Annotated in this window: 21 protein-coding genes; 8 read left to right on the top strand and 13 right to left on the bottom strand. The window is 59.9% G+C overall.

Going from position 1 to position 21,669, the window contains the following annotated elements:
• Positions 1 to 249 precede the first annotated feature (249 nt).
• Positions 250 to 1,476 (bottom strand): argininosuccinate synthase, encoded by a 1,227-nt coding sequence (locus ACTM82_RS00965; protein WP_035138001.1) that lies wholly within the window; start codon positions 1,474 to 1,476, stop codon positions 250 to 252.
• 554 nt (positions 1,477 to 2,030) lie between these two features.
• Here ACTM82_RS00965 and ACTM82_RS00960 point away from each other — a divergent pair.
• On the top strand, positions 2,031 to 2,858 hold the full coding sequence (locus tag ACTM82_RS00960) for an HAD family hydrolase (protein ID WP_441053946.1): 828 nt from the start codon (positions 2,031 to 2,033) through the stop codon (positions 2,856 to 2,858).
• A gap of 272 nt (positions 2,859 to 3,130) precedes the next feature.
• On the opposite strand, the gene polA is transcribed toward ACTM82_RS00960, so the two are convergent.
• Entirely contained in the window at positions 3,131 to 5,881 is a 2,751-nt protein-coding gene (polA, locus tag ACTM82_RS00955; RefSeq protein ID WP_441053948.1) for a DNA polymerase I, read from the bottom strand.
• A 166-nt stretch (positions 5,882 to 6,047) separates the two neighbouring features.
• Between polA and ACTM82_RS00950 the strand changes: the two genes are divergently transcribed.
• Positions 6,048 to 7,445 carry an aminopeptidase gene (locus tag ACTM82_RS00950; RefSeq protein WP_154515295.1) on the top strand — a complete coding sequence of 466 codons (1,398 nt, stop codon included), beginning with the start codon at positions 6,048 to 6,050 and terminating at the stop codon, positions 7,443 to 7,445.
• Between the two features lie 103 nt (positions 7,446 to 7,548).
• Positions 7,549 to 8,358, top strand: coding sequence for a YaaA family protein (locus ACTM82_RS00945; protein ID WP_427795802.1), 810 nt, complete (start codon positions 7,549 to 7,551; stop codon positions 8,356 to 8,358).
• Between the two features lie 40 nt (positions 8,359 to 8,398).
• Here the strand turns inward: ACTM82_RS00945 and ACTM82_RS00940 are convergent, their stop codons facing one another.
• Positions 8,399 to 8,914: a hypothetical protein gene (locus ACTM82_RS00940; protein ID WP_441053950.1), complete on the bottom strand. Its 516-nt coding sequence runs from the start codon at positions 8,912 to 8,914 to the stop codon at positions 8,399 to 8,401.
• 171 nt (positions 8,915 to 9,085) lie between these two features.
• On the opposite strand from ACTM82_RS00940, the gene thiC reads away from it, so the two are divergent.
• Positions 9,086 to 10,420, top strand: coding sequence for a phosphomethylpyrimidine synthase ThiC (gene thiC, locus ACTM82_RS00935; RefSeq protein WP_099431544.1), 1,335 nt, complete (start codon positions 9,086 to 9,088; stop codon positions 10,418 to 10,420).
• Positions 10,421 to 10,597: 177 nt separating this feature from the next.
• On the top strand, positions 10,598 to 11,428 hold the full coding sequence (gene thiD, locus ACTM82_RS00930) for a bifunctional hydroxymethylpyrimidine kinase/phosphomethylpyrimidine kinase (protein ID WP_441053952.1): 831 nt from the start codon (positions 10,598 to 10,600) through the stop codon (positions 11,426 to 11,428).
• A gap of 73 nt (positions 11,429 to 11,501) precedes the next feature.
• Here thiD and ACTM82_RS00925 read toward each other — a convergent pair whose 3' ends face one another.
• From ACTM82_RS00925 to ACTM82_RS00910, 4 genes are all read right to left on the bottom strand, one after another.
• On the bottom strand, positions 11,502 to 11,720 hold the full coding sequence (locus ACTM82_RS00925) for a hypothetical protein (RefSeq protein WP_441053954.1): 219 nt from the start codon (positions 11,718 to 11,720) through the stop codon (positions 11,502 to 11,504).
• Positions 11,721 to 11,798: 78 nt separating this feature from the next.
• Complete coding sequence (locus tag ACTM82_RS00920) at positions 11,799 to 12,914, bottom strand: TIGR02452 family protein (protein WP_441053956.1); 1,116 nt, start codon at positions 12,912 to 12,914, stop codon at positions 11,799 to 11,801.
• 136 nt (positions 12,915 to 13,050) lie between these two features.
• Entirely contained in the window at positions 13,051 to 13,746 is a 696-nt protein-coding gene (locus ACTM82_RS00915; protein WP_154515280.1) for a Bax inhibitor-1 family protein, read from the bottom strand.
• Positions 13,747 to 13,826: 80 nt separating this feature from the next.
• Entirely contained in the window at positions 13,827 to 14,129 is a 303-nt protein-coding gene (locus ACTM82_RS00910) for a hypothetical protein (RefSeq protein ID WP_195838523.1), read from the bottom strand.
• A 285-nt stretch (positions 14,130 to 14,414) separates the two neighbouring features.
• On the opposite strand from ACTM82_RS00910, the gene ACTM82_RS00905 reads away from it, so the two are divergent.
• The 3 genes from ACTM82_RS00905 (at position 14,415) to ACTM82_RS00895 (ending at position 17,055) form a co-directional block, all read left to right on the top strand.
• On the top strand, positions 14,415 to 15,464 hold the full coding sequence (locus tag ACTM82_RS00905; RefSeq protein WP_427719222.1) for an inorganic phosphate transporter: 1,050 nt from the start codon (positions 14,415 to 14,417) through the stop codon (positions 15,462 to 15,464).
• A gap of 66 nt (positions 15,465 to 15,530) precedes the next feature.
• Positions 15,531 to 16,154 carry a DUF47 domain-containing protein gene (locus tag ACTM82_RS00900; protein WP_427719219.1) on the top strand — a complete coding sequence of 208 codons (624 nt, stop codon included), beginning with the start codon at positions 15,531 to 15,533 and terminating at the stop codon, positions 16,152 to 16,154.
• A 370-nt stretch (positions 16,155 to 16,524) separates the two neighbouring features.
• The gene (locus ACTM82_RS00895; protein ID WP_441053958.1) at positions 16,525 to 17,055 is read left to right on the top strand and encodes a nitroreductase family protein; all 531 of its coding nucleotides are present in this window, start codon (positions 16,525 to 16,527) and stop codon (positions 17,053 to 17,055) included.
• Positions 17,056 to 17,222: 167 nt separating this feature from the next.
• On the opposite strand, the gene ACTM82_RS00890 is transcribed toward ACTM82_RS00895, so the two are convergent.
• The 6 genes from ACTM82_RS00890 to pstB form a co-directional block, all read right to left on the bottom strand.
• Positions 17,223 to 17,891 (bottom strand): DivIVA domain-containing protein, encoded by a 669-nt coding sequence (locus ACTM82_RS00890; protein ID WP_154515270.1) that lies wholly within the window; start codon positions 17,889 to 17,891, stop codon positions 17,223 to 17,225.
• Between the two features lie 62 nt (positions 17,892 to 17,953).
• On the bottom strand, positions 17,954 to 18,199 hold the full coding sequence (locus ACTM82_RS00885; protein WP_154515268.1) for a YggT family protein: 246 nt from the start codon (positions 18,197 to 18,199) through the stop codon (positions 17,954 to 17,956).
• A gap of 57 nt (positions 18,200 to 18,256) precedes the next feature.
• Positions 18,257 to 18,985, bottom strand: a complete 729-nt coding sequence (gene sepF / locus ACTM82_RS00880) for a cell division protein SepF (RefSeq protein WP_154515266.1) — start codon at positions 18,983 to 18,985, stop codon at positions 18,257 to 18,259.
• A 60-nt stretch (positions 18,986 to 19,045) separates the two neighbouring features.
• Positions 19,046 to 19,783, bottom strand: coding sequence for a YggS family pyridoxal phosphate-dependent enzyme (locus ACTM82_RS00875; RefSeq protein WP_441053960.1), 738 nt, complete (start codon positions 19,781 to 19,783; stop codon positions 19,046 to 19,048).
• Positions 19,784 to 19,903: 120 nt separating this feature from the next.
• A complete protein-coding gene (locus tag ACTM82_RS00870; RefSeq protein ID WP_427719211.1) occupies positions 19,904 to 20,761 on the bottom strand; it encodes a phosphate signaling complex PhoU family protein in 858 nt (285 codons plus the stop codon).
• Positions 20,762 to 20,853: 92 nt separating this feature from the next.
• Positions 20,854 to 21,657, bottom strand: a complete 804-nt coding sequence (gene pstB / locus ACTM82_RS00865; RefSeq protein WP_089571588.1) for a phosphate ABC transporter ATP-binding protein PstB — start codon at positions 21,655 to 21,657, stop codon at positions 20,854 to 20,856.
• Between the last annotated feature and the right edge of the window lie 12 nt (positions 21,658 to 21,669).

The raw sequence follows: 21,669 nt of genomic DNA, 5'->3' as shown, positions 1-21,669 counted from the left end.
AACCGCATTGAACATAATGGATACTCCTCGAATAAATAAAGGTGTAAAGCCCTCAAATTGATAGAAGGAGCCCCGCCGGACAACCCCGGCGGGGCTCGGACTCAGCCGCAGACGCGGCTCATATATGCGGGCGGAACGTAGGGGTCACCGATGTTAAGAAGTGTCAGCAAGCATAACGAAAGGTAGGGACCCCGTGCGCCCGTTATGTATCACGCGGATGGGCCGCGCGGATACCAAGGGAAGGAGGCGCTAGGCCTGGGCGGCAGCAGAGCTGGGGCCCTGGACCTTTGCCCACGTCTTGAGCGACAGCGTGTCGATCTCGATAAAGCCGGCACTGGCCTTCTCGTCAAACGTAGTGTCGCGGTCGTAGGTGGCCAGACCGTAGTCGTAGAGGCTAAAGGGGCTCTTGCGGCCGACAACGTGGCAGTTGCCCTTAAAGAACTTCAGACGGACGGTGCCGGTCACGAACTTCTGGGTGTCGGCCATAAAGGCGTCGAGCGCGTTTTTGAGCGGGCTATACCACTGGCCGTTGTACACGGCGGTAGCCCAATCCTGCTCGAGCTTGATCTTGGTCTTGAGCAGATCGCCCTCAACGCAAATATCCTCGAGCGCCTTATGGGCGGTGATAAGCGTCAGGGCGCCGGGCACCTCGTAGCACTCGCGGCTCTTGAGGCCCACCAGACGGTCCTCGACCAGGTCAAGACGACCAAAGCCGTTGTCGCCCGAAATCTTGTTGAGGGCGATGACGATCTCGGAGAGCTTCATCTTCTTGCCGTCGACGGCGACGGGCTTGCCGGCCTCAAACTCAATCTCGGTGTAGGTCGGGGTGTCGGGCGTGTCCTCGGGATTCTTGGTCATAACCCAAGCGTCGTCGAGCGGCTCGTTCCAGGGATCCTCCAGATGGCCGCACTCAATGGCGCGACCCCACAGGTTGTCGTCGATGGAATAGGGGTTGTCGTTGGCACCCTCGGGAACCGGCACGTTGTGGGCGTGGGCATAGGCGACCTCGTCGGGGCGGCACTTCAGATCCCACTCACGAACCGGAGCGATAACCTTAAGCTCGGGATCGAGGGCCTTGACGGCAGCCTCAAAACGAACCTGGTCGTTACCCTTGCCGGTGCAGCCATGGGCAACGTAGGTCGCACCAAACTCGTGAGCGACCTCGACGAGCTTCTTGGCGAGCAGCGGACGAGACAGGGCGGAGAGCAGCGGGTACTTGTTCTCATACATGGAGTTGGCGGCGATGGCCTTAGTCAGGAACTCATCGGAGAATTCGTCGCGCAGGTCGAGCACCTGGCAATCGAGAACGCCCAGGTCGAGTGCCTTCTGCTTCTTGGCGTCCAGGCCGGTCTCCTCCTGGCCCACGTTGCCGCAGACGCAAACGACATCGAGATTCTTCTCGTCTTGGAGCCACTTGACACATACGGATGTATCAAGGCCACCAGAATATGCGAGAACGACTTTTTCCTTGCTCATGGCTGTTTCCTTTCGCCCTTGGTAGCTAGTTAGAACATCGGTCAGTTGCAAGTCATTTCAAGGTCAAATACCGTGCAATATCAGGTTAAATAGCAAAAATCAGCACATACATGCCCTAGAAACATGCAGCAATGTCGTGCTAAAACCCAACGACCTCAAAATGACTCTGTTGAGGCAATTCGCCCCATGCGGACAGAGACGATTGTTATCGTCGTCGGGAAATTGCGCGCTGGCGTCGGATGGCATTGTCTGCAGTGGTGATGGTCTTTACGAACTGCATCTGCCTCTCCTTTCACATATCGCCGGGCGCAATTCAAATATCGCAAACGGTACCTTTTCCTCGGTAAGCGGTTGTTTTTCCGTCTCCGTTTTCGATGGTCGCTATATTACGCTAAAGTGCCCGCAGCACAAGCGACAAATTCAAATTTCTGAAAAGTTTTTTCATTACTTTGTGAATCGTGATGCAAACAGGCTTCGTTCCTGCGAAAATACGCCCGATTACTAGTTTATGACTATAACGTCTGAAACAATCTCGAAACGAAAGGCGCGCTTTTATGCAAACTTACGAATCGGACGCCAATATCGGAAACATTAAGATTCTCGCCGTCGACATGGACAAGACGCTGCTCACCGACGAGCGCGTGCTGCCGCAAGGCCTTGACGAACGCCTGGACAAGCTCGCCGAAGCCGGCATCGTATTCTGCCCCGCCAGCGGACGTCCCGCCCCCAAGCTCGAGGAGATGTTCGAGGGCATCAAGAACCGCCTCGCCTTTTGTCCCGACAACGGAGCCTGCGTCATCTATCGCGGCAACTATATCTATAAGAGCAATATCGATGTGGCGCTCTACCACAAGGTCCTGGCACATGCCGTGGAGGACCCGCGCGCCGTTCCCGTCCTGTGCTGCTATGACGATGCTTACGTTTTGACGCGCGACCACAAGTACCACGACGAGATCAGCATCTACTATTCTGCCATCAACTACGTCGACACCTTTGAGGGTCTTGACGTCGAATCCAACAAGATTTCGATCTTCTTCCCCGCCTACGACGCCGAGCCTGCGTTCCGCGAGACCTATAGCCCCGCGTTCTCGGACAAGCTCTACGTCACCAACGCCGGGCGCGAGTGGATCGACTTTATGAACCTGGGCGTCGACAAGGGCGCCGGCGTCGCGCACCTGTGCGAGCACTTGGGCATCGATATCGCCGATGCCGCCGCCGTGGGCGACACCTACAACGATATTCCTATGCTCGAGCGCGTCGGGCATAGCTTTATCGTGGACAATGCCGAAGAGCATATGAATGCGCACGCCAAGTGGCGCATTCCGAGTAACAACGACGGGGGCGTACTGACGCTCATCGACGCCATCTTGGCGGCTCGGTAATCTATCTCATCGCCATGCCCGGGGCCGGCCGTTTGATTTTTGCTCGGTCAGGTCCTGGGCTCGCTCGAAGGCCACATTAAGTGGCCTTCGGCTCGTGCGGAATCTACAAAAATCAAACGGCCGGCCCCGGGCATGGCGATGTTGACTTGCTTGCCGCCTAGATGGCGTCTTGGGTGTCTAGATACTTGGCTGATTTTTTGGAATGAAGGGGGTTCCTTGTTGGCAAGGAGCCCCCTTCTGCCTTTAGTTACTTTGGAACTGTGGTTGCTTTCCTATTTCGCGTCGGCCCAGGTTATGCCGGTGCTGGCTTCGGCGATGAGGGGTACGCGGAGGTCTACGACGTGTTCCATGACGTCTTGGACCATGGCGGTCAGGCGCTCGACTTCGTCGACGGGGCACTCAAAGTCCAGTTCGTCGTGCACCTGCAAGATCATGTGGGCGGCAAAGCCCTCTTCTTCCAGGCGGCGGCTTACGCGGGCCATGGCGATCTTGATGATGTCGGCGGCGGTGCCCTGCATGGGGTGATTCATGGCCGTGCGCTCGCCAAAGCCGCGGAGCTGTGGGTTTTTGGCCTTGAGCTCTGGAATATGACGCCGGCGACCGTACATGGTCTCGGCGTAGCCCGTCTGCTTGGCGCGCGCCACCACGTTGTCGAGGAACGTGCGCACGCCCGGGTAGGCCTCGTAGTAGCGATCGATCATGCCACGCGCCTCGGCCATCGAGATGTGCAGCGACTGCGACAGACCGTACGCCTGCTGACCATACACAATGCCAAAATTCACGGCCTTGGCGCGACTGCGCAGGTCGGGCGTTACCTCGGATACGGAAACGCCAAACACGCGCGCGGCCGTCTCGGCATGGAAGTCCTCGCCCTCGTTAAAGGCGCGCACCAGGTGCTCGTCACCCGAGAGATGCGCCAGCAGACGCAGCTCGATCTGCGAGTAGTCCACCGCCAAAAAGACGCTGCCCTCGCCTGCCGAAAACGCCGTCTTAACGGTACGGCCCAGCTCAGAGCGCGTCGGGATGTTCTGCAGGTTCGGGTCGCTCGAGGACAGGCGACCCGTTGCCGTGATGGTCTGGTTGTACGTGGTGTGCACGCGACCGTCACCACGGCGCAGCGGACCTAGCGTGTCCAGATAGGTCGACTTAATCTTGGACTTCTCACGCCAGTCCAAAATCAGGCGCACGATTTCGTGGTCACGGGCAAGGTCGCTCAGCACCTTGGCGTTGGTCGAATAGTACCCGCGCTTGGTCTTTTTGAGGCCCTTGGTCGGAAGCCCCATAACGTCAAAGAGCACGTGCGAGAGCTGCATGGGACTGCCGATGTTAAACGTCTCATCACCTGCCAGGTCACGAATGCTGCGCTCGACCTCGGTGATCTGGGTCGCCAGGCCCTCGGACAGGCTGCGCAGCCGGTCGGGATCTACGAGCATGCCCGCGCGCTCCATCTTGGCAAGCACCGGCACGAGCGGCATCTCAATGCCATCGAACACGTTGGCGGCGTTCTCGCGGGCCATGCGGTCGCGAAGCGGCGCCACGAGTGCCAGCGTCAACGCCGCGGTACGGGCAGCAGGAGCAGGAGCGTCCTCGCCAGCACCATCCGCACCGCGCGCCGCAGGCAGCGCCATCTGCAGATAGGTATCGGCCAGATATGCCTCGTCAAACTCGGAACGGTCGGAATCCAACAGGTACGCGGCAACCACGGTATCAAAGATGCGCACGGAATCGACTGCCAGCGGGTCCATGAGCTCGGGCTCAGAAGAATCGATGGGCGAAAGCTCATGCAGCAACGCCTTCATGTCCGGGCTCGCCACGCGGCCCTCCATAAACAGGCGCGCGAGCACGCCAGCGATAACGCCGTGGGCAGAATTGAAGCCCTCGACAGCGGCAGGCGTGCCGTCATCGGCTTCCTCGAGCGCAAAGAGCCCCTTGGACGTCGCCAGCCACAGCGTACGCGTCAGGCCAAAGAGCGCACCCTCTTCCTTGTCATCGTCCACCACGGCGGCGACCCACTCGCCCGCATCAATCGCGCGAGAGATCTCGGCCGCCACAGCAGCAAGTGCCTCAGCATCGCCGGCGGCGGCACGCGAAACCGCGGGTATCTCGAGCGCGCTGGCAGCGGGCACGACCCCGCCCTCGCCGCCAATCAGCGCCAGGAAGCGGTTCTGCATGGCCGTAATGCCAAGTGCGCCCAGCGCCGCGGACACCTCATCGGCAGAAAACGCTGGGAAGGACGTCGCGTCAAAGTCGAGCTCGACAGGTGCATCGGTGCGGATGGTCGCAACCTTGCGGCTCAGCAGCGCATCGTCGATGTGTGCACGCAGGTTCTCGCCCATCTTGCCCTTGACCTCGTCAGCATGCGCAATGACCTCGTCCAAGCTGCCGTACTGCGCGATGAGCGCGCTCGCCTTTTTGGGGCCGATGCCCGGTACGCCGGGAATGTTGTCCGACGTATCGCCCTTCAGGCCGTAAAAATCGGGCACGAGCGCCGGCGTAATGCCGTGATACAGGTCGTCCACGCTCTCGGGCGTCATGATCGCCACGTCGGACAGGCCCTTGCGAGTCGAGACCACGTTGACGTGCTCGGTCACAAGCTGATACATGTCACGGTCGCCGGTCACCAGCAGCATGTCGCAGCCGGCCTCCTCACCCAGGCGCGCCATGGTTCCCAGGATATCGTCGCCTTCCCAGCCCTCGGACTGCAGAATTGGCACGTTGAGCGCCGTGAGCAGCTCCTTAATCATGGGAAACTGCGCATGCAGATCGGGGTCCATGGGCGGGCGCTGCGCCTTATACTGCGGCAGCATCTCCATGCGCACGCGCGGCTTGCCCTTGTCAAACGCCACGACCACACCGTCGGGGCTAAAGGCATCGATCATCTTAAGAAACATGTTCAGAAAGCCAAAGATCGCGTTGGTGGGACGACCGTCCGGCGCGTTCATGGTCGGCGGCACGGCGTGGAAGGCGCGGTGCATGAGCGAGTTGCCGTCGATAACGGCAAAGGTGCGGCGCTTGTCAGACATATTGAATACCTCGCTTTGGACTGGGCACGGCTTGCTCACTCCAGTTTACACGCTCCCCGCCCCGCGGCCACCGCGCATCAAGCTCCCCCGCCACCGTGAGCCCGCGCGTGATACGATGGCTCACGGTACAACAACCAGCACGATCGATCCGAAAGGAGCCTGCGTCATGGAGCGTCCCTGCGCATGGAAAAAGTACACGCCACAGCAAATCGAGGAGCTCGAGGAGCTTTGCCGCGGCTATAAGCAGTTTTTGAGCGAGAACAAGACCGAGCGCCTGTGCGTCAAGACCGGCATCAAGATGGCCGAGGAGGCGGGATACGTCGACCTGGAGACCGTGATCGCCGAAGGCCGCGAGCTCAAGGCAGGCGACAAGGTGTACGCCGCCAACCACGGCAAGGATCTTATGCTCGTCAACCTGGGCACCGCCCCGCTCGAGCAGGGCTTTAACATCCTGGGCGCCCACGTGGACTCGCCGCGCCTGGACCTCAAGCAGAATCCCGCGTTCGAGGCCGGCGACATGGCCTACCTCGACACGCACTACTACGGTGGCGTCAAGAGCTACCACTGGGTGGCCTCCCCGCTCGCACTCGTGGGCGTCATCTGCAAAAAGGACGGCACCACCGTCGACATCAACATCGGCGACAAGGCCGACGATCCGGTCTTTACCATCTCCGACCTGCTGATCCACCTCTCGAGCGAGCAGATGTCCAAGCCCGCCAAGGACGCCGTCGACGCCGAGATCCTCGACGTGATCGTGGGCGGCCGTCCCGTAAAATTTGACGAGGACGACAAGGACGCCCCCACCGAGCCCGTCAAGCAGATGTTCCTGGATATCCTCAAGGAGCAGTACGACGTCGAGGAGGAGGACTTCCTCTCCGCCGAAATCGAGGTCGTGCCCGCCGGCCCCGCCCGCGACATGGGCCTCGACCGCTCCATGATTTTGGGCTATGGCCACGACGACCGCGTCTGCGCCTACCCCTCCATGCTCGCCCAGATCAATGTGGCCAACGTGGAGCGCACGAGCATCACGCTCATCGTCGACAAGGAGGAGATTGGCTCCGTGGGAGCCACCGGCATGACAAGCCGCTTCTTCGAGAACACCGTCGCCGAGATCATGACGCTCGCCGGCGAGGGCAGCCCGCTGGCCCTGCGCCGCGCACTCGCCCACAGCCGCATGCTCTCCTCTGACGTGTCCGCCGGCTTCGACCCGGGCTACGCCGGCAAGTTCGAGACCAAGAATGCAGCCTTTATGGGTCGCGGCCTGTGCTTTAACAAGTACACGGGCAGCCGCGGCAAGGGCGGTTCCAACGACGCCGACGCCGAGTATATGGCCCTCATCCGCGACATTATGGACGAGGCCGGCGTGGACTTCCAGACCTGCGAGCTCGGTCGCGTCAACGCGGGCGGCGGCGGCACCATCGCCTACATCATGGCCAAGTACGGCATGAACGTCATCGACTCCGGCGTTGCCGTCCTGTCCATGCACGCCCTGTGGGAGGTCGCCAACAAGGCCGATATCTACGAGGCCTATCGCGGCTACAAGGCCTTCATCGAGCGCGCCTAACCAACCCTTCATCAGTTGCGGTGAGATACGGACTAAACTGGCCCATAAACGGCCAAAACAGACCGTATTACACCGCAACTTCCTTTTTGGCAGAGGAGAGTCCATGCTGCAGGTCATCATTTCGCCCGCCAAGCAGATGCGCGCGGCCCAAGATGCTTTTGAAGTCCTGGGCATTCCACCCTTTGTGCGCGAGACGGCTCGCCTCCACCGCGCACTGCTAGATATCGAGCGGAATGAAGGCAGCGGCAGCCTGCAGGCGCTGTGGAACGTGAGTGACAAACTGCTGGGGCCCTGCCTCAACACCCTGCATGAGTTCGAGCCCATCTTGCAAAGCGGCGATCTCGACAATCCCGCACTCGCCCGTCACCTCTCCCCTGCCGTCATGTCCTATCACGGCATTCAATACCAAAGCATGGCGCCCGAGGTGATGGATTCCGCACAGCTCGCATGGCTGCAAGACCATCTGTGGATCCTCTCGGGCCTTTACGGATGCGTACGCCCCTTTCATGCCGTTGAACCGTATCGACTGGAGATGGGCGCGAAGCTTGCCGTCGACGATGCCCGAGACCTCTACGCGTTTTGGGGCGACAAGCTCGCACGGGTCATCGCTCCGGCAGGCTCCAACGCCACGATCGTCAACCTCGCCAGCGCGGAATACGCCAAAGCCGTTCTGACCCGCCTCACCACCGACGCCACGGTCGTCACATGTCTCTTTGGCGAAGGCATCCGCAACGGCAAGCCCATCCAACGCTCGACCGCCAGCAAAAAAGCGCGCGGCTCCATGGTGCGCTGGATGGCAGAAAACAAGTTCGAGGATGTAAGCGGGCTCACCGCGTTCGACGTTGGTTATCGTTACTTTCCCGAGCTTTCAAATAAAAACACTTTGGTCTTCCTGAACGAACAGGCCTTGTAGGACTACCGCTACTTTTGAATGTGCTGCCTAGGCACGGCGTCTATTCCGCCAGGCCGTCGGCTTTTGCAATCTCGCTCGTCGAGCCATCTTGGTAGGTAACCTTAACGTGCTCCACCTCGGACGCCTCAACACCCGACGGAGGCTCCAGGCGCCATTCCGTCAGGGCTATATCCATGGTCGTGGGTACATCCCCCTGATTTTTGAGCTCGACCGACAGCGTCCTAAGCGACGCATCGAAGGTCACACGCTCGATCTCTTCACCAGGAATGGAACCACCGCTCAGCTGCAGTTGCACAAACTTGTCGCGCGGATACCAATAGTCGCCCGGCGCGGCAACAGTATTGCCACCCGCGACCTTCGCCGTCATAATCGGCAGGCTATCGTCCGCCTCAAACGTCCAGGAAACTCCCCCACGCCCGCCAAACGTCCAGATACAACAGGCAATCACCATCACGACAAGAATCGCGAAACCAATTGCGACCAGCCCATGATGGGCGCGGCTCTCCTCGGCCGACACATCCCACTGCGTCTCTCGATACAGATGCTTGTCTTCCATGTTCGCCTCCCCGCGGGCATGCTCGTCGCGTCAATCGTACCCATTCGAGCTATACTTGAGCCCGCCACATAAACGGGGAGCTTGCAGGACAAGACGGCAGGCTGAGACTGGGCGCGCCCGCCCTGACCCGCAAACCTGATATGGGTAATGCCAACGAAGGGAGCCGTGCCAATGAGCACACAGACCGAGCCCAAGCTCGTCACGCAAATCGATTTCGCCCGCGCCGGGCAAATCACACCGCAGATGAAGGAGGTTGCCGAACGCGAGCATCGCGACCCCGAGTACATCCGCGAGCGCGTGGCCGACGGCCGCATCGCCATTCCCGCCAACATCGTGCATATCAAAAAGGGCATGCGTGCCTTTGGCGTCGGCGAGGGCCTGTCTACCAAGGTCAACGTCAACCTGGGCATCTCGGGCGACAAGGCCGATGCCGCCGAGGAATGGAAGAAGGTCAAGATCGCCGAGGACTTTGGCGCCGACGCCATCATGGACCTCTCCAACTCGGGCAAGACGCGCCAATTCCGACAGCAGCTCATCGACGAGACGCCGCTCATGGTGGGCACCGTCCCCATGTACGACGCCATCGGCTACATGGAAAAGCCGCTTGTCAAGCTTACCAAGGACGACCTGTTCGAGGTCGTGCGCGCGCACGCCGAGGACGGCGTGGACTTTATGACCATCCACTGCGGCATCAATAAGTCGGTCACCAAAACCTTTAAGGAGACCGGCCGTCTCATGAACATCGTCAGCCGCGGCGGCTCACTGCTGTTTGGCTGGATGGAGGTCACCGGCAACGAGAACCCCTTCTACGAGTACTTTGACGAGCTGCTCGAGATCTGCCACGAGTACGACGTGACGATTTCGCTCGGCGACTCCTGCCGCCCGGGCTGCCTCTACGACTCCAACGACGCCACCGAGACCGCCGAGATGATCGAGCTGGGCAAGCTGTGCAAGCGCGCTTGGGCCGCCGGCGTCCAGGTCATGGTCGAGGGCCCGGGGCACATGGCGCTCGACGAGATCGCCGCCAACATGAAACTGCAGAAGCGCCTGTGCCACAACGCCCCGTTCTACGTGCTCGGGCCGCTGGTGACCGATATCGGCGTGGGCTACGACCACATCACCGCAGCCATCGGTGGCGCCATCTCCGCGAGCTCGGGTGCCGACTTTTTGTGCTACGTGACACCGGCAGAGCACCTATGCCTGCCTAACGCCCAGGATGTGCTCGACGGCCTCATGGCCACCAAGATTGCCGCACACGCCGCCGACATCGCCAAAAAGGTGCCCCACGCCCGCGACATGGACGACAAGATGGGCCAGGCACGCCGCAAGCTCGACTGGGACGCCATGTGGAAGTGCGCGCTCGACCCGGTCACCGGCAAGAAGCGCTACGAGGAATCCCCTGCTGCCACCGAGGGCACCTGCACCATGTGCGGCAAGATGTGCGCCGTCCGCACCGTCAACAAGGTGTTCGAGGGCACGACGATCGACCTCGGCATGGAGGACTAACTCGTCACCGGACCCATAATCGGCCACAAGGCGTTCGTCAATTGTTGACGTGTGAACATTTTCTTACATTTACGTAAAGATTGCGCCACCCGCCCGGGATCGGCATACAGCCGGCCCGGGCAACTTTATAATGCGGGCAGGAGACCCATTTGAATCCGACCGAACAAGGGAGCGAACATGGATCGTAGTAAGGTACCTGCCGTCCTGTCCATCGCAGGATCCGATTCCAGCGGCGGTGCCGGCATTCAGGCCGACATCAAGACCATCACGGCGCACCGCCTGTATGCCGAGACGGTCATCACGGCCATCACCGCACAGAACACCCTAGGCGTCACCGCCGTGCAGAACATCTCCCCGGATATTGTCGCGGCGCAAATCGATGCCGTTTTTGACGATATCCGCCCCAGTGCCGTCAAGATCGGCATGGTTTCTTCTGCCGAGATTATCGAAGTCATAGCCGACCGCCTGAGCGCCTGGGACGCACATAATATCGTCGTCGACCCCGTCATGGTCGCCACTTCGGGCGCTCGTCTCATCGCCGAGGACGCCGCCGAAGCGCTTACACGCCGCCTGTTCCCACTGGCAAGCGTTATCACGCCCAATATTCCCGAGGCCATGGCGCTGCTCGACTACGAGGTCGATTCCGAGCGCACGCAGCAAAACGCCGCCATGCTCCTCACCCGCCGTTTTGGCTGCGCGTCCCTCGTTAAGGGCGGGCATTTTGTCAACGAGGCCAACGATGTGCTAGCAGAGCCCGCGCCGCTCGATGACGAGGGCAACCACCTGGGCGATCCGCTCACCACGTGGTTCCGCCACAAGCGCATCGAGACCGCCAACACGCATGGTACCGGCTGCACGCTTTCGTCCGCCATCGCCTGCGCGCTGGCCCAGGGCATGGATCTTGCCGATGCCGTCAACGCCGGCAAGGCCTACCTAACCGGCGCTCTCGCCGCCGGCCTGAACATGGGCAAAGGCTCCGGCCCCGTCAACCACATGTGGCAGTACTAAAAAGCCAGCAGCCAAAACCACCGCACAAACCACCACAAAGGCGCCTGTCCCTTTGTGGTGGTTTGGGGTCGCGCTACTGACCAAGCATCTCTTGGAGCTTGGCTGCCACGGCGTGGCCCAGGCTCTCGTGGCTTTCGGGCATCATGTGCAGATAATCGATATCGCCCGGCTCGCGCTGGGCCACGCCGCACCAGCGCACATCGTGCGCATAGCGCACCGCGGTGCCATCGCGCATGCCCGCCGGATCGTAGCCATAGGTATTGCTGTCACCAAAGCACAGGACGTTTTTCATCGCAAACCCCTCCTTCAGCAAAAAGCCGACGGGAGCAGCCCCTCCCGCCGGCTCGACCTATCTGTCAGCGCGCACCGATTACAGATACTTGCGCCAGTCGTCATCATCCTCGTCGTCCTCGGCAGCGGCATGAGCCTGCTCGGCGGCACGGGCGGCCGCGGCACGGGCGGCAACCTGGGCATAGGACTCCTCGTTGCGCTCGGGGAAGCTTGCCAGCACGTGCTCGAACTTGGCAAAATCCTCGTCCCAGCGCGTAGAGGGCACGGCAAAGAAGACCTGCTTGACCTTAAAGTCGCCCGATGCGAGCTCCTTGCGGAAGAGCTCGGCCACGGCCTCGGCGTCAAAGCCGTTGTTGTCACAGCCCCAGGCGCCCAGCACGAGCTTCTCGCGACCAAGCTCGTCGCAGATGGCCAGCACAAAGCGGATACGATCGCGCAGGGCGTCCAGCAGGGCATCGTCACCCACGCGATACTCCTGGCGAGCGCGCTTGGCGTTGGGCGCAGCGGCAACGATCACGTCGGCGTACGCATGCACGTGGTTGCGGTCGAAGCGCACCGCAGGCACCACCAGCGCACGGTTGCGGTACAGCTCACAGTTGATGTTGCGGCGACGGTTCTCGCCGTACCATTTGCGCTGCTTATCGAGCACATTGTACAGATACGAATCGGCACAGAGCGTGGCCTCCTGACCCAGATAGCCCTGGATGTAGCCACCGCCCGGGTTGGTGAACGAGGCAAAGGCGAGCACGGCCATGTCGCAGAACTGCGCGTAGCCTCGGCCGTTATCCAGAATGGCCTGCGTGGCAGAGGCGTCGAGCACGGTGACCTCGGGCAGGACCGGAGCGGGCTCCTCGGCAGCAGGCGCGGGCTCGGTCTCCGTGGCTTCCTCTGCGGGCACAGGCTCGGCCACGACCTCGGTCTCGGCAGACGCAACCTCGGCGGCCTCAGACTCATCGGCAACCTGCTCTTCGGCAGCAGCCACCTGGGCCTTAGCCTTCATCGCCGCGACAAATCCGGCAGGCATGCCCTCGAACTCGCGCACGCCGGCAAGCGAGCGCTCGATATCCTTTGCGCACGCTTCGGACACAGTCGCCACGTGACGCTCGGCGGCCTTGGCACGGGCCTCGCGCTTGGGATTGGGCTGTCCCGCGCGTTTGGGCCTACGGTTACGGTTCCTGTTGTCGACGTCTGCCATAAGTGGTCACCTTTCTCGGTCGCTGCCGCTATCGGCTTTTCCCATCCATGATACCCCGCCGCGTACAAAAAAGGCGGCCCCGAAGGACCGCCTTTCGCATCGATTTGCGCGCGGCAAGCACCGCTGCAATCTGGCACTAGTCGCGACGACCAAGGATGTTCAGGATGCGCAGGAACACGTTGATAATGTCCACGAACAGGTTGGACGCCATGAGCACGGCGTTGGGCAGCGTGGGCGGCACCGTCGTGGCCACATAGGTGTCGTAGCCAATAAAGCCGGCGAACACCACAATCACGATCAGGTCGGTGATGGTCTGCGAGACGCCCATGAACATCAGCACGATCTCGACCAGAATCGTGGCAAGCAGAATGCCAAAACCAATGCCATACACACGCTGGAAGAATTTGGGGAAGGTCACGCCCAGTGCGCCAAAGACAAAGGTGATGGCGGCAGTGGCGATAAAGGCGGTGTTGATGGTGGGCAGGTCGTAGTTGGCAAGGCCAAACGACGCGGTCAGACCAAAGGTGCTCGCAAAGATCGCGTAACCCGCGAGCGACAGGCCCACGGACTGCTTGCTGGCGGCGGCCGACATCATGACGATGCCGACAATGGTCAGGATAAACGAGCCAAAGACCAGCGGCAGGGCGGCGCCACTCATCATCATGCGCGCAAACGACATGGTGCCCGTAAAGTAGGCGCCAGCGCCCATAGCGCAAAAACCCAAAAAGATCAGGGCAGACATGGCAAGGTTGTACGCGCGCGGCGACATCTCCTTAGCACGGCTTGCGCCGGTCTCGATGGGGCCGTTCTGATAGCCCTGGATATCGTTCATAATTTCGTCCTTTCAAAAAGCGCCGCGACAGCGCCGTAGGTGACAAGATTCCTGCCATTGTACCCGAATGGCGCGCGCTCTTACCCGCGGCGCTCACTCTCGAGTGTGCGGTCGAACGCCCACACCCACCACCGCATCAGATGAGCCTGCGAGCCATCCGGTCGCTCACGCGCCTGGTCTTCCAGATACAGCTCGGTCGTATGTCCGCCAAAACGAACCTTATAGGTTGCCGTACGAATGCCGTGAACCGTCAGGCCAAAACCGGTAGACGAGACAATCTCGTCAATTGTAAAGCAGCGACCGTCGACCCAGCAGACGGTAACCGGCACAACTTGTCCGCCCGCGAGGATGCGGGCCACGACGTCCACATACTGCTTGTGCACGCGCCGAGCTTTGCCATCTGTCTGTCGATATTCCATGCCCCTATTATCGAACGCATGTTTGCATATTGTAAAGCGAACAGACTGTGGTTTTGGGGTGTCGGAGCGAGCGCACGTGTCCTCACGGCGTGTTAGCAAAAAGAACACCCGCGGTCAACAGGGCTAATATTCAATTTTAGTGCCAAAAAATTCACTTCTCCCGTCAGAACTCGGTAAAGAAACCCGCAGGAGGTGATACGATTTATCATGTTTTTGTAACGTTTCTGCAAACTTCGAGAAAGCCCATATATGGACGTAACGTTCTCAGCCTTCCTCGGCCAACTTGTTTCGAACCCAGTCCTTGCCGTCACCGTGTTCCTCGCGCTCGGCGCCATCTTCGTCAACGGATGGACCGACGCGCCCAACGCCATCGCGACCTGTGTCACCACGCGTTGCATGCCCGCCCGCGCCGCCATTCTCATGAGTGCCGCGTTCAACTTTTTGGGCGTGCTCATCATGACGCACTTTAATGCCAGCGTTGCCAACACCATCTCCCATATCGTCGACTTTGGCGGAAACAGCACCATGGCGCTCGCGTGCCTCTGCGCGGCCCTGTTCTCCATCGTCGTCTACGGCGCCACGGCATCGCGTTTTGGCATCCCCACCTCGCAGAGCCACAGCCTCATCGCCGGTCTGACCGGCGCTGCCATCGCCCTCGGCGGCGCCAGCAGCGTCAATGTCCACGAGTGGATGAAGGTCATCTACGGCCTGGCGCTCTCCATCGGTCTGGGCTTTGTCATGGGCTGGGTCCTGTGCAAACTCGTCTCGATTCTTTTCGCTGCCGCCAACAGGCGACGTGCCAACGTCTTCTTTAAATATGCTCAGATCGCGAGCGCCGCGGCCATGAGCTTTATGCACGGCGCGCAGGATGGACAAAAGTTCATCGGCGTGCTCTTTTTAGGTGTCGCCTTTGCCAACGGACAGACCGGCGTCGGCGACGCCGGCATCCCCATCTGGATCATGCTGCTGTGCTCGGCCACCATGGGCATCGGCACCAGCGTGGGCGGTGAGCGTATCATCAAGTCCGTCGGCCAGAGCATGGTTAAGCTCGAGAAGTATCAGGGCTTCTCTGCCGACCTGGCAGGAGCCGCAAACCTGCTGCTTGCCACGCTCACCGGTATCCCCGTGTCCTCCACGCACATCAAGACCTGCGCCATCATGGGCGTCGGCGCCGTCAAGCGCCTCTCGGCCATCAACTTCGGCGTGGTCAAGGACATGATGTTCACGTGGTTCTTCACCTTCCCCGCCTGTGGACTCATCAGCTTTGTCATGGCCAGGCTGTTCATGATGTTCCTCTAGTCAAACCGAACGTCCATCCGGACCGCATTACCTCGCCCACCCGTCTTCGCCCCGAAAGGATCACTCATGGCAAAGAAACCCGATTCGTTCTACTTTGACAACTACGTCGCCTGCGCCGACTTTGCCGTTCAGGCAGCCGAGCTGCTCACCAAGATTTTTGAGAACTTTGACCCCGCGCAGATCCACGATATGCTCGAGAAGATGCATGCGATTGAGCATGCAGCAGACAAGAAGCACCATGAGCTCGAAGACGCCCTGCTCACGGCCTTTATCACCCCGCTTGAGCGCGAGGACCTTAACCTAATGAGCTGCTCGCTCGATACCGTGCTCGACCGTATTGAGGGCGTCGTACAGCGCCTCTACTTCACCAACATCCAGAGCATCCACCCTGATGCCATCGTGATCGCCCACAAGGTGACCGACGCCTGCCGCGCCATGAAGGACCTGATGGTCGAGTTGCCCAACTACCGCAAGTCCAAAACGCTGCGCGAGCTCGTCATCCAGATCAACACCATCGAGTCCGAGGCCGACGAACTCTACATCAACGCCATGCGTAACCTGCACGTCAACGGCAAGGACCCGCTCGAGGTCATCGCCTGGCGTGACGTGTACGCCTTCTTGGAGTACTGCGCCGACTGCTGCGAGAATGTGGCCGATGTCGTGGATTCGATTGTCATGAAGAACAGTTAATTGGGGTACGCGTCCCATCGGTCGCGGGCCCGACCACTGATAACCTTTTTTCACTCCGGCTGCAAGCAGAGTCGTTCAAAAGCGGTTAATTAGTGGTACGCGTCCCACCGGCGAAGGCCCGGCACCTATTTGCTTTCTCTCTCCGGCTGCACGGCAGAGTCGTTCGAAAGTAAATAGGTGTCGGGCCTTCGCCTTGCGTACCGCCATTGGGAACCTTGGCTGATGATTTGAATTCAATGGGGGTTTGGCTGATGCGGCCTTTTATACCTGATTGAATACTTTGGAACTGTACCGAGCGTTTGGGTGGATGGTGCTTTGGGTACCCTTTATTTTACTTTGGATTTGTTTGCTGACTTTGGAAGGTTTGGTTATGGGGTATTTGGATCTGGCTCGGTCTCGGTATTCTTGTCGTTTGTTTGAGAATCGTTCTGTTGAGCAGGCTGTGGTGGATACCATTGTTGAGGCTGGACGCATTGCTCCTTCTGCTTGCAATAATCATCCAACCCGTGTGATGGTGTTGGATACGCCTGAGCTTCTGGAAAAGGCAGCTGCTTGTCAACCTCGGTTTGCTCGTGATGGGTCCATCTTTGGCGCTCCGCTCATCTTCCTCGTTTGCAGCGTTACCAACGATGCTTGGGTGCGTCCCTATGACCAGATGAACTCCAGCGCTATCGACACCTCGATTGTTTGCGATCAGATGATGATGGAGGCCGAGGAACAGGGCCTGGGAACGTGCTGGGTATGCCATTTTAAGCCCGAGCTAGCCCGCGAGCAGTTCAACCTGCCCGAGGGCGTTTATCCCTACCACATGCTCGTCTGCGGCTATCCCGCCGACCATATCGCCGACCCCGAGCATCGCGAGGCCCGCACCATTCCCCTATCCAATTTCCTCCTCAAGTAGTTTTTTGGCCCATGCCCTAAAATCTACCTTTTACCGCTCAAACGTTCGCCGAGTTCTGCCCTATCGCACGCAGAGCTCGGCGTTTTGTTTCCCAACCCGTATACAGCTACAAAAAAGGAGCTCGCAAGCGCGAGCTCCTTCTAAGGGGCTAGATTGTAGTTTTAGCGCTAGTCCAGGTCGTCCGCGGCAAAGTTGTCAATCGGGGCGAAGGGGTCGGCCACGGGGACAACCGGATCAGCGACAGGCAGCGGCTCGGCGGCAGGCATGGTCACGGCAGGAGAAGCCGCAGAACCGACCGGCGTAGAAGCCAGCAGATCGGCCGGGAAGGAATTCTGAGCATCGTCCATAAAGTGCTGAATGAGCTTGAGATACTCGGCCTTGAACTCCTCGCGGGAAGCCTTCAGACGGTCAATCTCCTCGAGCTCGGCCTGCTTCTCGGTCAGGGCCTGACGGATGACCTCGCGGGCCTTGGCGTCGGCCTCGTTGCGGATGCGGTCAGCATTCTCGTTAGCGTCGTTGACAATCGCCTCGGCGGTCTGCTGAGCCGCAATGAGAGCGGCGGAAATCTGACGCTCCTGAGCGGAGAAATCGGGAGCGGGAGTGGCGACAGGGGCAGCCTGAGCGGCAGAATCCTGGGCCTGCGCAAGCTGAGCCTGCGTATCGGCAAGCTGCTGCTCGGTGGCGGTCAGGCGACCCTTAAGATCAACGATCTTGGCAAGCATAGCGTCGACCTCGGAGGACAGGGTCTCCAGGAAGACGTCAACCTCGGCGGGATCGTAGCCGCGCTTGGCCTCAGAGAAGGTCTGAGCCTGGATGTCAGCAGGGGTAATAGCCATAACAAGTTCTCCTTTATCATCGCCTTGGCGCTAAGCGCCCGACATAGGTTACTGAGCCAGTCCTATACGAGTATACCTATAAGTAGCTGCAGAATGAGCTTCTGCACCAACTGCAACGCAATAATCGCAACGACCGGTGAAAAATCGATACCGCCCATCGGCGGCATAAACCGGCGAAACAGGTTGAGCCAAGGGCCGCAAACGCTGTCGAGCACCGCCGCGATATCCTGTAGCAAACCACCCTGCTTCATGGGAATCCACGTCATAAAGCAGTAGACCACAATCAACGTGGAATAAAAATTAAACAGCGTGTTGACAAGCTGAACGATGGTGTAGATGTTGATGGGAATCTCCTCGCCTTGTCTTTACTTGAGATAGCCGTCGGCGCGAAGCTTCTTAAGATCCGAATCCTTGACCTCGCAGCCGGCGGGCAGCACCATAAACACGCGATCTCCCACTTCTTTGACCGAAGCGCCCAGGCCGCAGGCAAAGCCATAGCTAAAGTCCAGGACGCGTTTGGCGACCTCGGTGCGAACGCCCACAAAGATCAGCGCGACAGGCTGCTTGGTACGCACGCGGCGCACGACCGTCTCCACGTCGTCATAACTCTCCGGACGAAGAACGTAGGCCGGCAACTGAGGCGTGGCGTTGATGATATTGCTCGCATAGGCAGAGGCATCGCTCGGCGTTGAAGCAGGAGCGGGCACAGCGGCAGCGCGGACCCGAGCGTTCTCGGCGTAGCTTGACGGCGTGTCATAGGCGCCGGGACGATAACCGCCCGCAGCGGCATCCTGAGAGCGCGAAGGCGGATTGTACGTCGTAGCGTGACGGGAGTCGTCGCCGATCAGTTGACCGGAACGCGTGTACACAGCAACCGACTCAGCCTCTCCGCGGCGTGTCTGCCCCAGCAGTCCATTGCTCGGTTCATCTTGCGTGTAGAAGCCCTCGCCCGAAGCACCGCTATAGCCGTTGTTCTGATAGCCGTCGTCATAGCCGTCATCGTAACCGTAGTCATCATCCTGGCCATAACCCTGGTCATAACCCTGCTGGCCGCCTAGGTGCATTTTATTTTTAATTTCGTCAAGGAAACCCATGGTTGTGTCCTCTCACGGTCTAATGCAGGCGCTCTGATAATCAGCGCGCACTTCAGGCTCTTATTTTACTTCAAACTCCGGGCTGAATACTACCCTGCCCAGGCGAACAAGCGTCGAGCCTTCCTCAAGGGCAGGCTCAAAGTCCTCGCTCATGCCGCAAGAAAGCTCAGGCAGACACAGATCGGGGTGTGCCGTCTCCAGCTCATCCCTCAACTCACGCAGCCCGGCAAAGGTGCGGCGCGCCACATCCTTATTCCCCCGGGGTGCCATGGTCATAAGCCCCTGCACACAAATTCCCTCAAGTTCCGCAAGCTCGCCAGCCGCGGCACGAACCTCATCGGGCGAAAAGCCGCCCTTGGACTCCTCCCCGCTTACATTGACCTCGATCAGCACATGCTGAGGACCGGCAAGCTCGCCCGCCTCAATCTTGCGGACGGCACGGCTCGAGATAGCCTGCGCCAAATGAAGCGACCCCACCGAATGAATCAGCTCGGCCGCACCCAGCACCGCATTGATCTTGTTGGTCTGAAGATTACCGATCATATCGAAGCGCACCTCGGGCAGCTCCGGATGCTCCGCCAGCCCCGCAAGCTTGCGAACAAGCTCCTGCGGACGGTTCTCGGCAAAATGACGATACCCTGCCTGGATGGCGGCAACGGTCTCATCGACGCCAACGGTCTTGGAGACGGCAATCAGGCGGGCGGCATCGTGAGAACGCCCCGCGCGATCGAGTGCGGCATAAAAGCGTTCGAGAATCTGCTCGCGGCGAGCGCGCATCACGTTCAAATAATTATCCATTGCCAATCGCCTCCGCTAACAGCCATACAAGTAGTCCCATGCTAACGCAAGAGCGCGGCCCTGCATGTGCAAGGCCGCGCTCACTTAGGTATTTACAATCTTTCGACGAACGGAGCTACCCTACTCCTCGTCATCCTCGGTATCGTCCTCGTCCTCGAGGTGCTCGAGCAGGTAGCGAAGACCCTCGCTCACCTCGTTAGCGGGCACCTTGGCAACAAAGCGCGCATCGACAGCGGGCCTCATGATGACGCCCTCGCCCGAAGGTACGCGCATGCTCTCGAGCTCATCCTCGTCCGTACGGGCGATATCGCCGGCGTTCATGCGCTGGCCGGTCAAAAGGAAGGTCAGACGGCAGGCGGCATCGATGGAAATCGAGGCGATGCGATCGAGGTAGCGTGAAACCATGATGGCGCGGCGCAGATCGTCATAGTTGCTGTCGTCGTCCATAAACTCTCCCGCGTCCATGCGGTTGAAGGTACGGAAGAACTTCTCATAGGCCGCATGCACCGGCTCGTCCTCGACGGCCAGGTTGCAGATGATGGACATGTCGTTGGTGACGAGCGCGGAAAGCGACGAGCCCAGCACCTGGTATACGGCTTCGGCCTCGGCCTCAACCGTACCGACGAGCTCCTGGGGCAGCGAGATATCGGCCTTGACCATATGACGCGTGGCGCGGCAGATCTGGCGAACCTTATCGGTCATGCGCTGCAGGTTAAAGTCGACGTAGATGATTGTCTGCAGCAAGCGGAAGTCGGAGGCGACCGGCGACTGCGTAGCGATCAGGTTGTAGCACACGGCCTCCAGGTTGGCGCAGCGCGCGTCAATCGAAAGCGTGCGCTTCTTGGTCTTGGTGGCGAGCTTGCGGTCGTCGGTCACATAGGCCTTCACGGCGTCGTGAAGAGCCAGGTCTACAGCCTCGTAGATGCTCAACATCTCGTGACGAGCCTCGACGAGCTGACGGGAAAACAGTTTGCGCATGGTTCACTCCAATCAGTTGGGTGCGGTCATGCCGCCCGCACAGTGAATACGCACCGGACCAGGTCCGATCGGCTTGGGACTAGTCGCACCGATCAGCCAAAGCGGCCGGTGATATAGTCTTCCGTCCGCGAATCCACCGGGCTGGTGAAGATCGCGTCGGTTTGACCATACTCGATGAGCGTGGCGGGCTCGCCGGCAACCTCCTGCAAGAAGAAGGCGGTGTAGTCGCTAATGCGAGCTGCCTGCTGCATTGAATGTGTGACGATGATGATCGTCATCTCGGGCGCCAGCTCGGCCATCAGATCCTCGACCTTGGAGACGGACGTGGGGTCGATGGCGGAGCAGGGCTCGTCCATCAGAAGGACATCGGGCTGCACCGCGAGCACACGCGCGATGCACAGACGCTGCTGCTGACCACCCGAGAGCGCCAAACCATCCTTGTTGAGCTGATTGGATACCTCTTTCCAGAGGTTGGCGCGCTTGAGCGATTCTTCCACGATGTCATCGAGGTCGCTTTTGCTAGTCACGCCCTGCAGACGAGGGCCAAAAGCAACATTCTCGTAGATGGATTTAGGGAACGGGTTGGGCTGCTGAAAAATCATGCCCACGCGGCGGCGAAGGTCGACCGGGTCGACACCCTCGGCATAGATATCGTTGCCGTCGAGCGTCATGGTGCCCTCGACGCGCGTGCCCTCGATAAGGTCGTTCATACGGTTGATACAGCGCAAAAACGTCGATTTGCCGCAGCCCGAAGGGCCGATAAACGAGGTAATGGCGTTTTTGGCGATGTTGAGGTCGAGCCCCGTCAGCGCATGAAAGTCACCGTACCAAAAGTTGAAATCCTTGGCCGTGATGGCCGCTTGCTCCAGCGTGGGAGCGGACTGATAGACGGACATGGGACTCCTTAA

Source organism: Collinsella sp. HCP3S3_E5 (genome assembly GCF_052067635.1).
GTDB lineage: Bacteria > Actinomycetota > Coriobacteriia > Coriobacteriales > Coriobacteriaceae > Collinsella.
The sequence above is the reverse complement of the archived record's forward strand: the minus strand, read 5'-3'. Positions and strand labels throughout refer to the sequence as shown.

Bases quoted from the DNA above. Each gene is read 5' to 3' on its own strand.
- ACTM82_RS00890 (WP_154515270.1), bottom strand. From the start codon at position 17,891: ATGGCTATTACCCCTGCTGACATCCAGGCTCAGACCTTCTCTGAGGCC.
- ACTM82_RS00915 (WP_154515280.1), bottom strand. From the start codon at position 13,746: ATGAACGATATCCAGGGCTATCAGAACGGCCCCATCGAGACCGGCGCA.
- ACTM82_RS00940 (WP_441053950.1), bottom strand. From the start codon at position 8,914: ATGGAAGACAAGCATCTGTATCGAGAGACGCAGTGGGATGTGTCGGCC.
- ACTM82_RS00920 (WP_441053956.1), bottom strand. From the start codon at position 12,914: ATGGCAGACGTCGACAACAGGAACCGTAACCGTAGGCCCAAACGCGCG.
- ACTM82_RS00900 (WP_427719219.1), top strand. From the start codon at position 15,531: ATGGCAAAGAAACCCGATTCGTTCTACTTTGACAACTACGTCGCCTGC.
- thiC (WP_099431544.1), top strand. From the start codon at position 9,086: ATGAGCACACAGACCGAGCCCAAGCTCGTCACGCAAATCGATTTCGCC.
- thiD (WP_441053952.1), top strand. From the start codon at position 10,598: ATGGATCGTAGTAAGGTACCTGCCGTCCTGTCCATCGCAGGATCCGAT.
- ACTM82_RS00960 (WP_441053946.1), top strand. From the start codon at position 2,031: ATGCAAACTTACGAATCGGACGCCAATATCGGAAACATTAAGATTCTC.
- ACTM82_RS00895 (WP_441053958.1), top strand. From the start codon at position 16,525: ATGGGGTATTTGGATCTGGCTCGGTCTCGGTATTCTTGTCGTTTGTTT.
- polA (WP_441053948.1), bottom strand. From the start codon at position 5,881: ATGTCTGACAAGCGCCGCACCTTTGCCGTTATCGACGGCAACTCGCTC.
- ACTM82_RS00925 (WP_441053954.1), bottom strand. From the start codon at position 11,720: ATGAAAAACGTCCTGTGCTTTGGTGACAGCAATACCTATGGCTACGAT.
- ACTM82_RS00870 (WP_427719211.1), bottom strand. From the start codon at position 20,761: ATGCGCAAACTGTTTTCCCGTCAGCTCGTCGAGGCTCGTCACGAGATG.
- ACTM82_RS00905 (WP_427719222.1), top strand. From the start codon at position 14,415: ATGGACGTAACGTTCTCAGCCTTCCTCGGCCAACTTGTTTCGAACCCA.
- pstB (WP_089571588.1), bottom strand. From the start codon at position 21,657: ATGTCCGTCTATCAGTCCGCTCCCACGCTGGAGCAAGCGGCCATCACG.
- ACTM82_RS00965 (WP_035138001.1), bottom strand. From the start codon at position 1,476: ATGAGCAAGGAAAAAGTCGTTCTCGCATATTCTGGTGGCCTTGATACA.
- sepF (WP_154515266.1), bottom strand. From the start codon at position 18,985: ATGGGTTTCCTTGACGAAATTAAAAATAAAATGCACCTAGGCGGCCAG.
- ACTM82_RS00950 (WP_154515295.1), top strand. From the start codon at position 6,048: ATGGAGCGTCCCTGCGCATGGAAAAAGTACACGCCACAGCAAATCGAG.
- ACTM82_RS00945 (WP_427795802.1), top strand. From the start codon at position 7,549: ATGCTGCAGGTCATCATTTCGCCCGCCAAGCAGATGCGCGCGGCCCAA.
- ACTM82_RS00875 (WP_441053960.1), bottom strand. From the start codon at position 19,783: ATGGATAATTATTTGAACGTGATGCGCGCTCGCCGCGAGCAGATTCTC.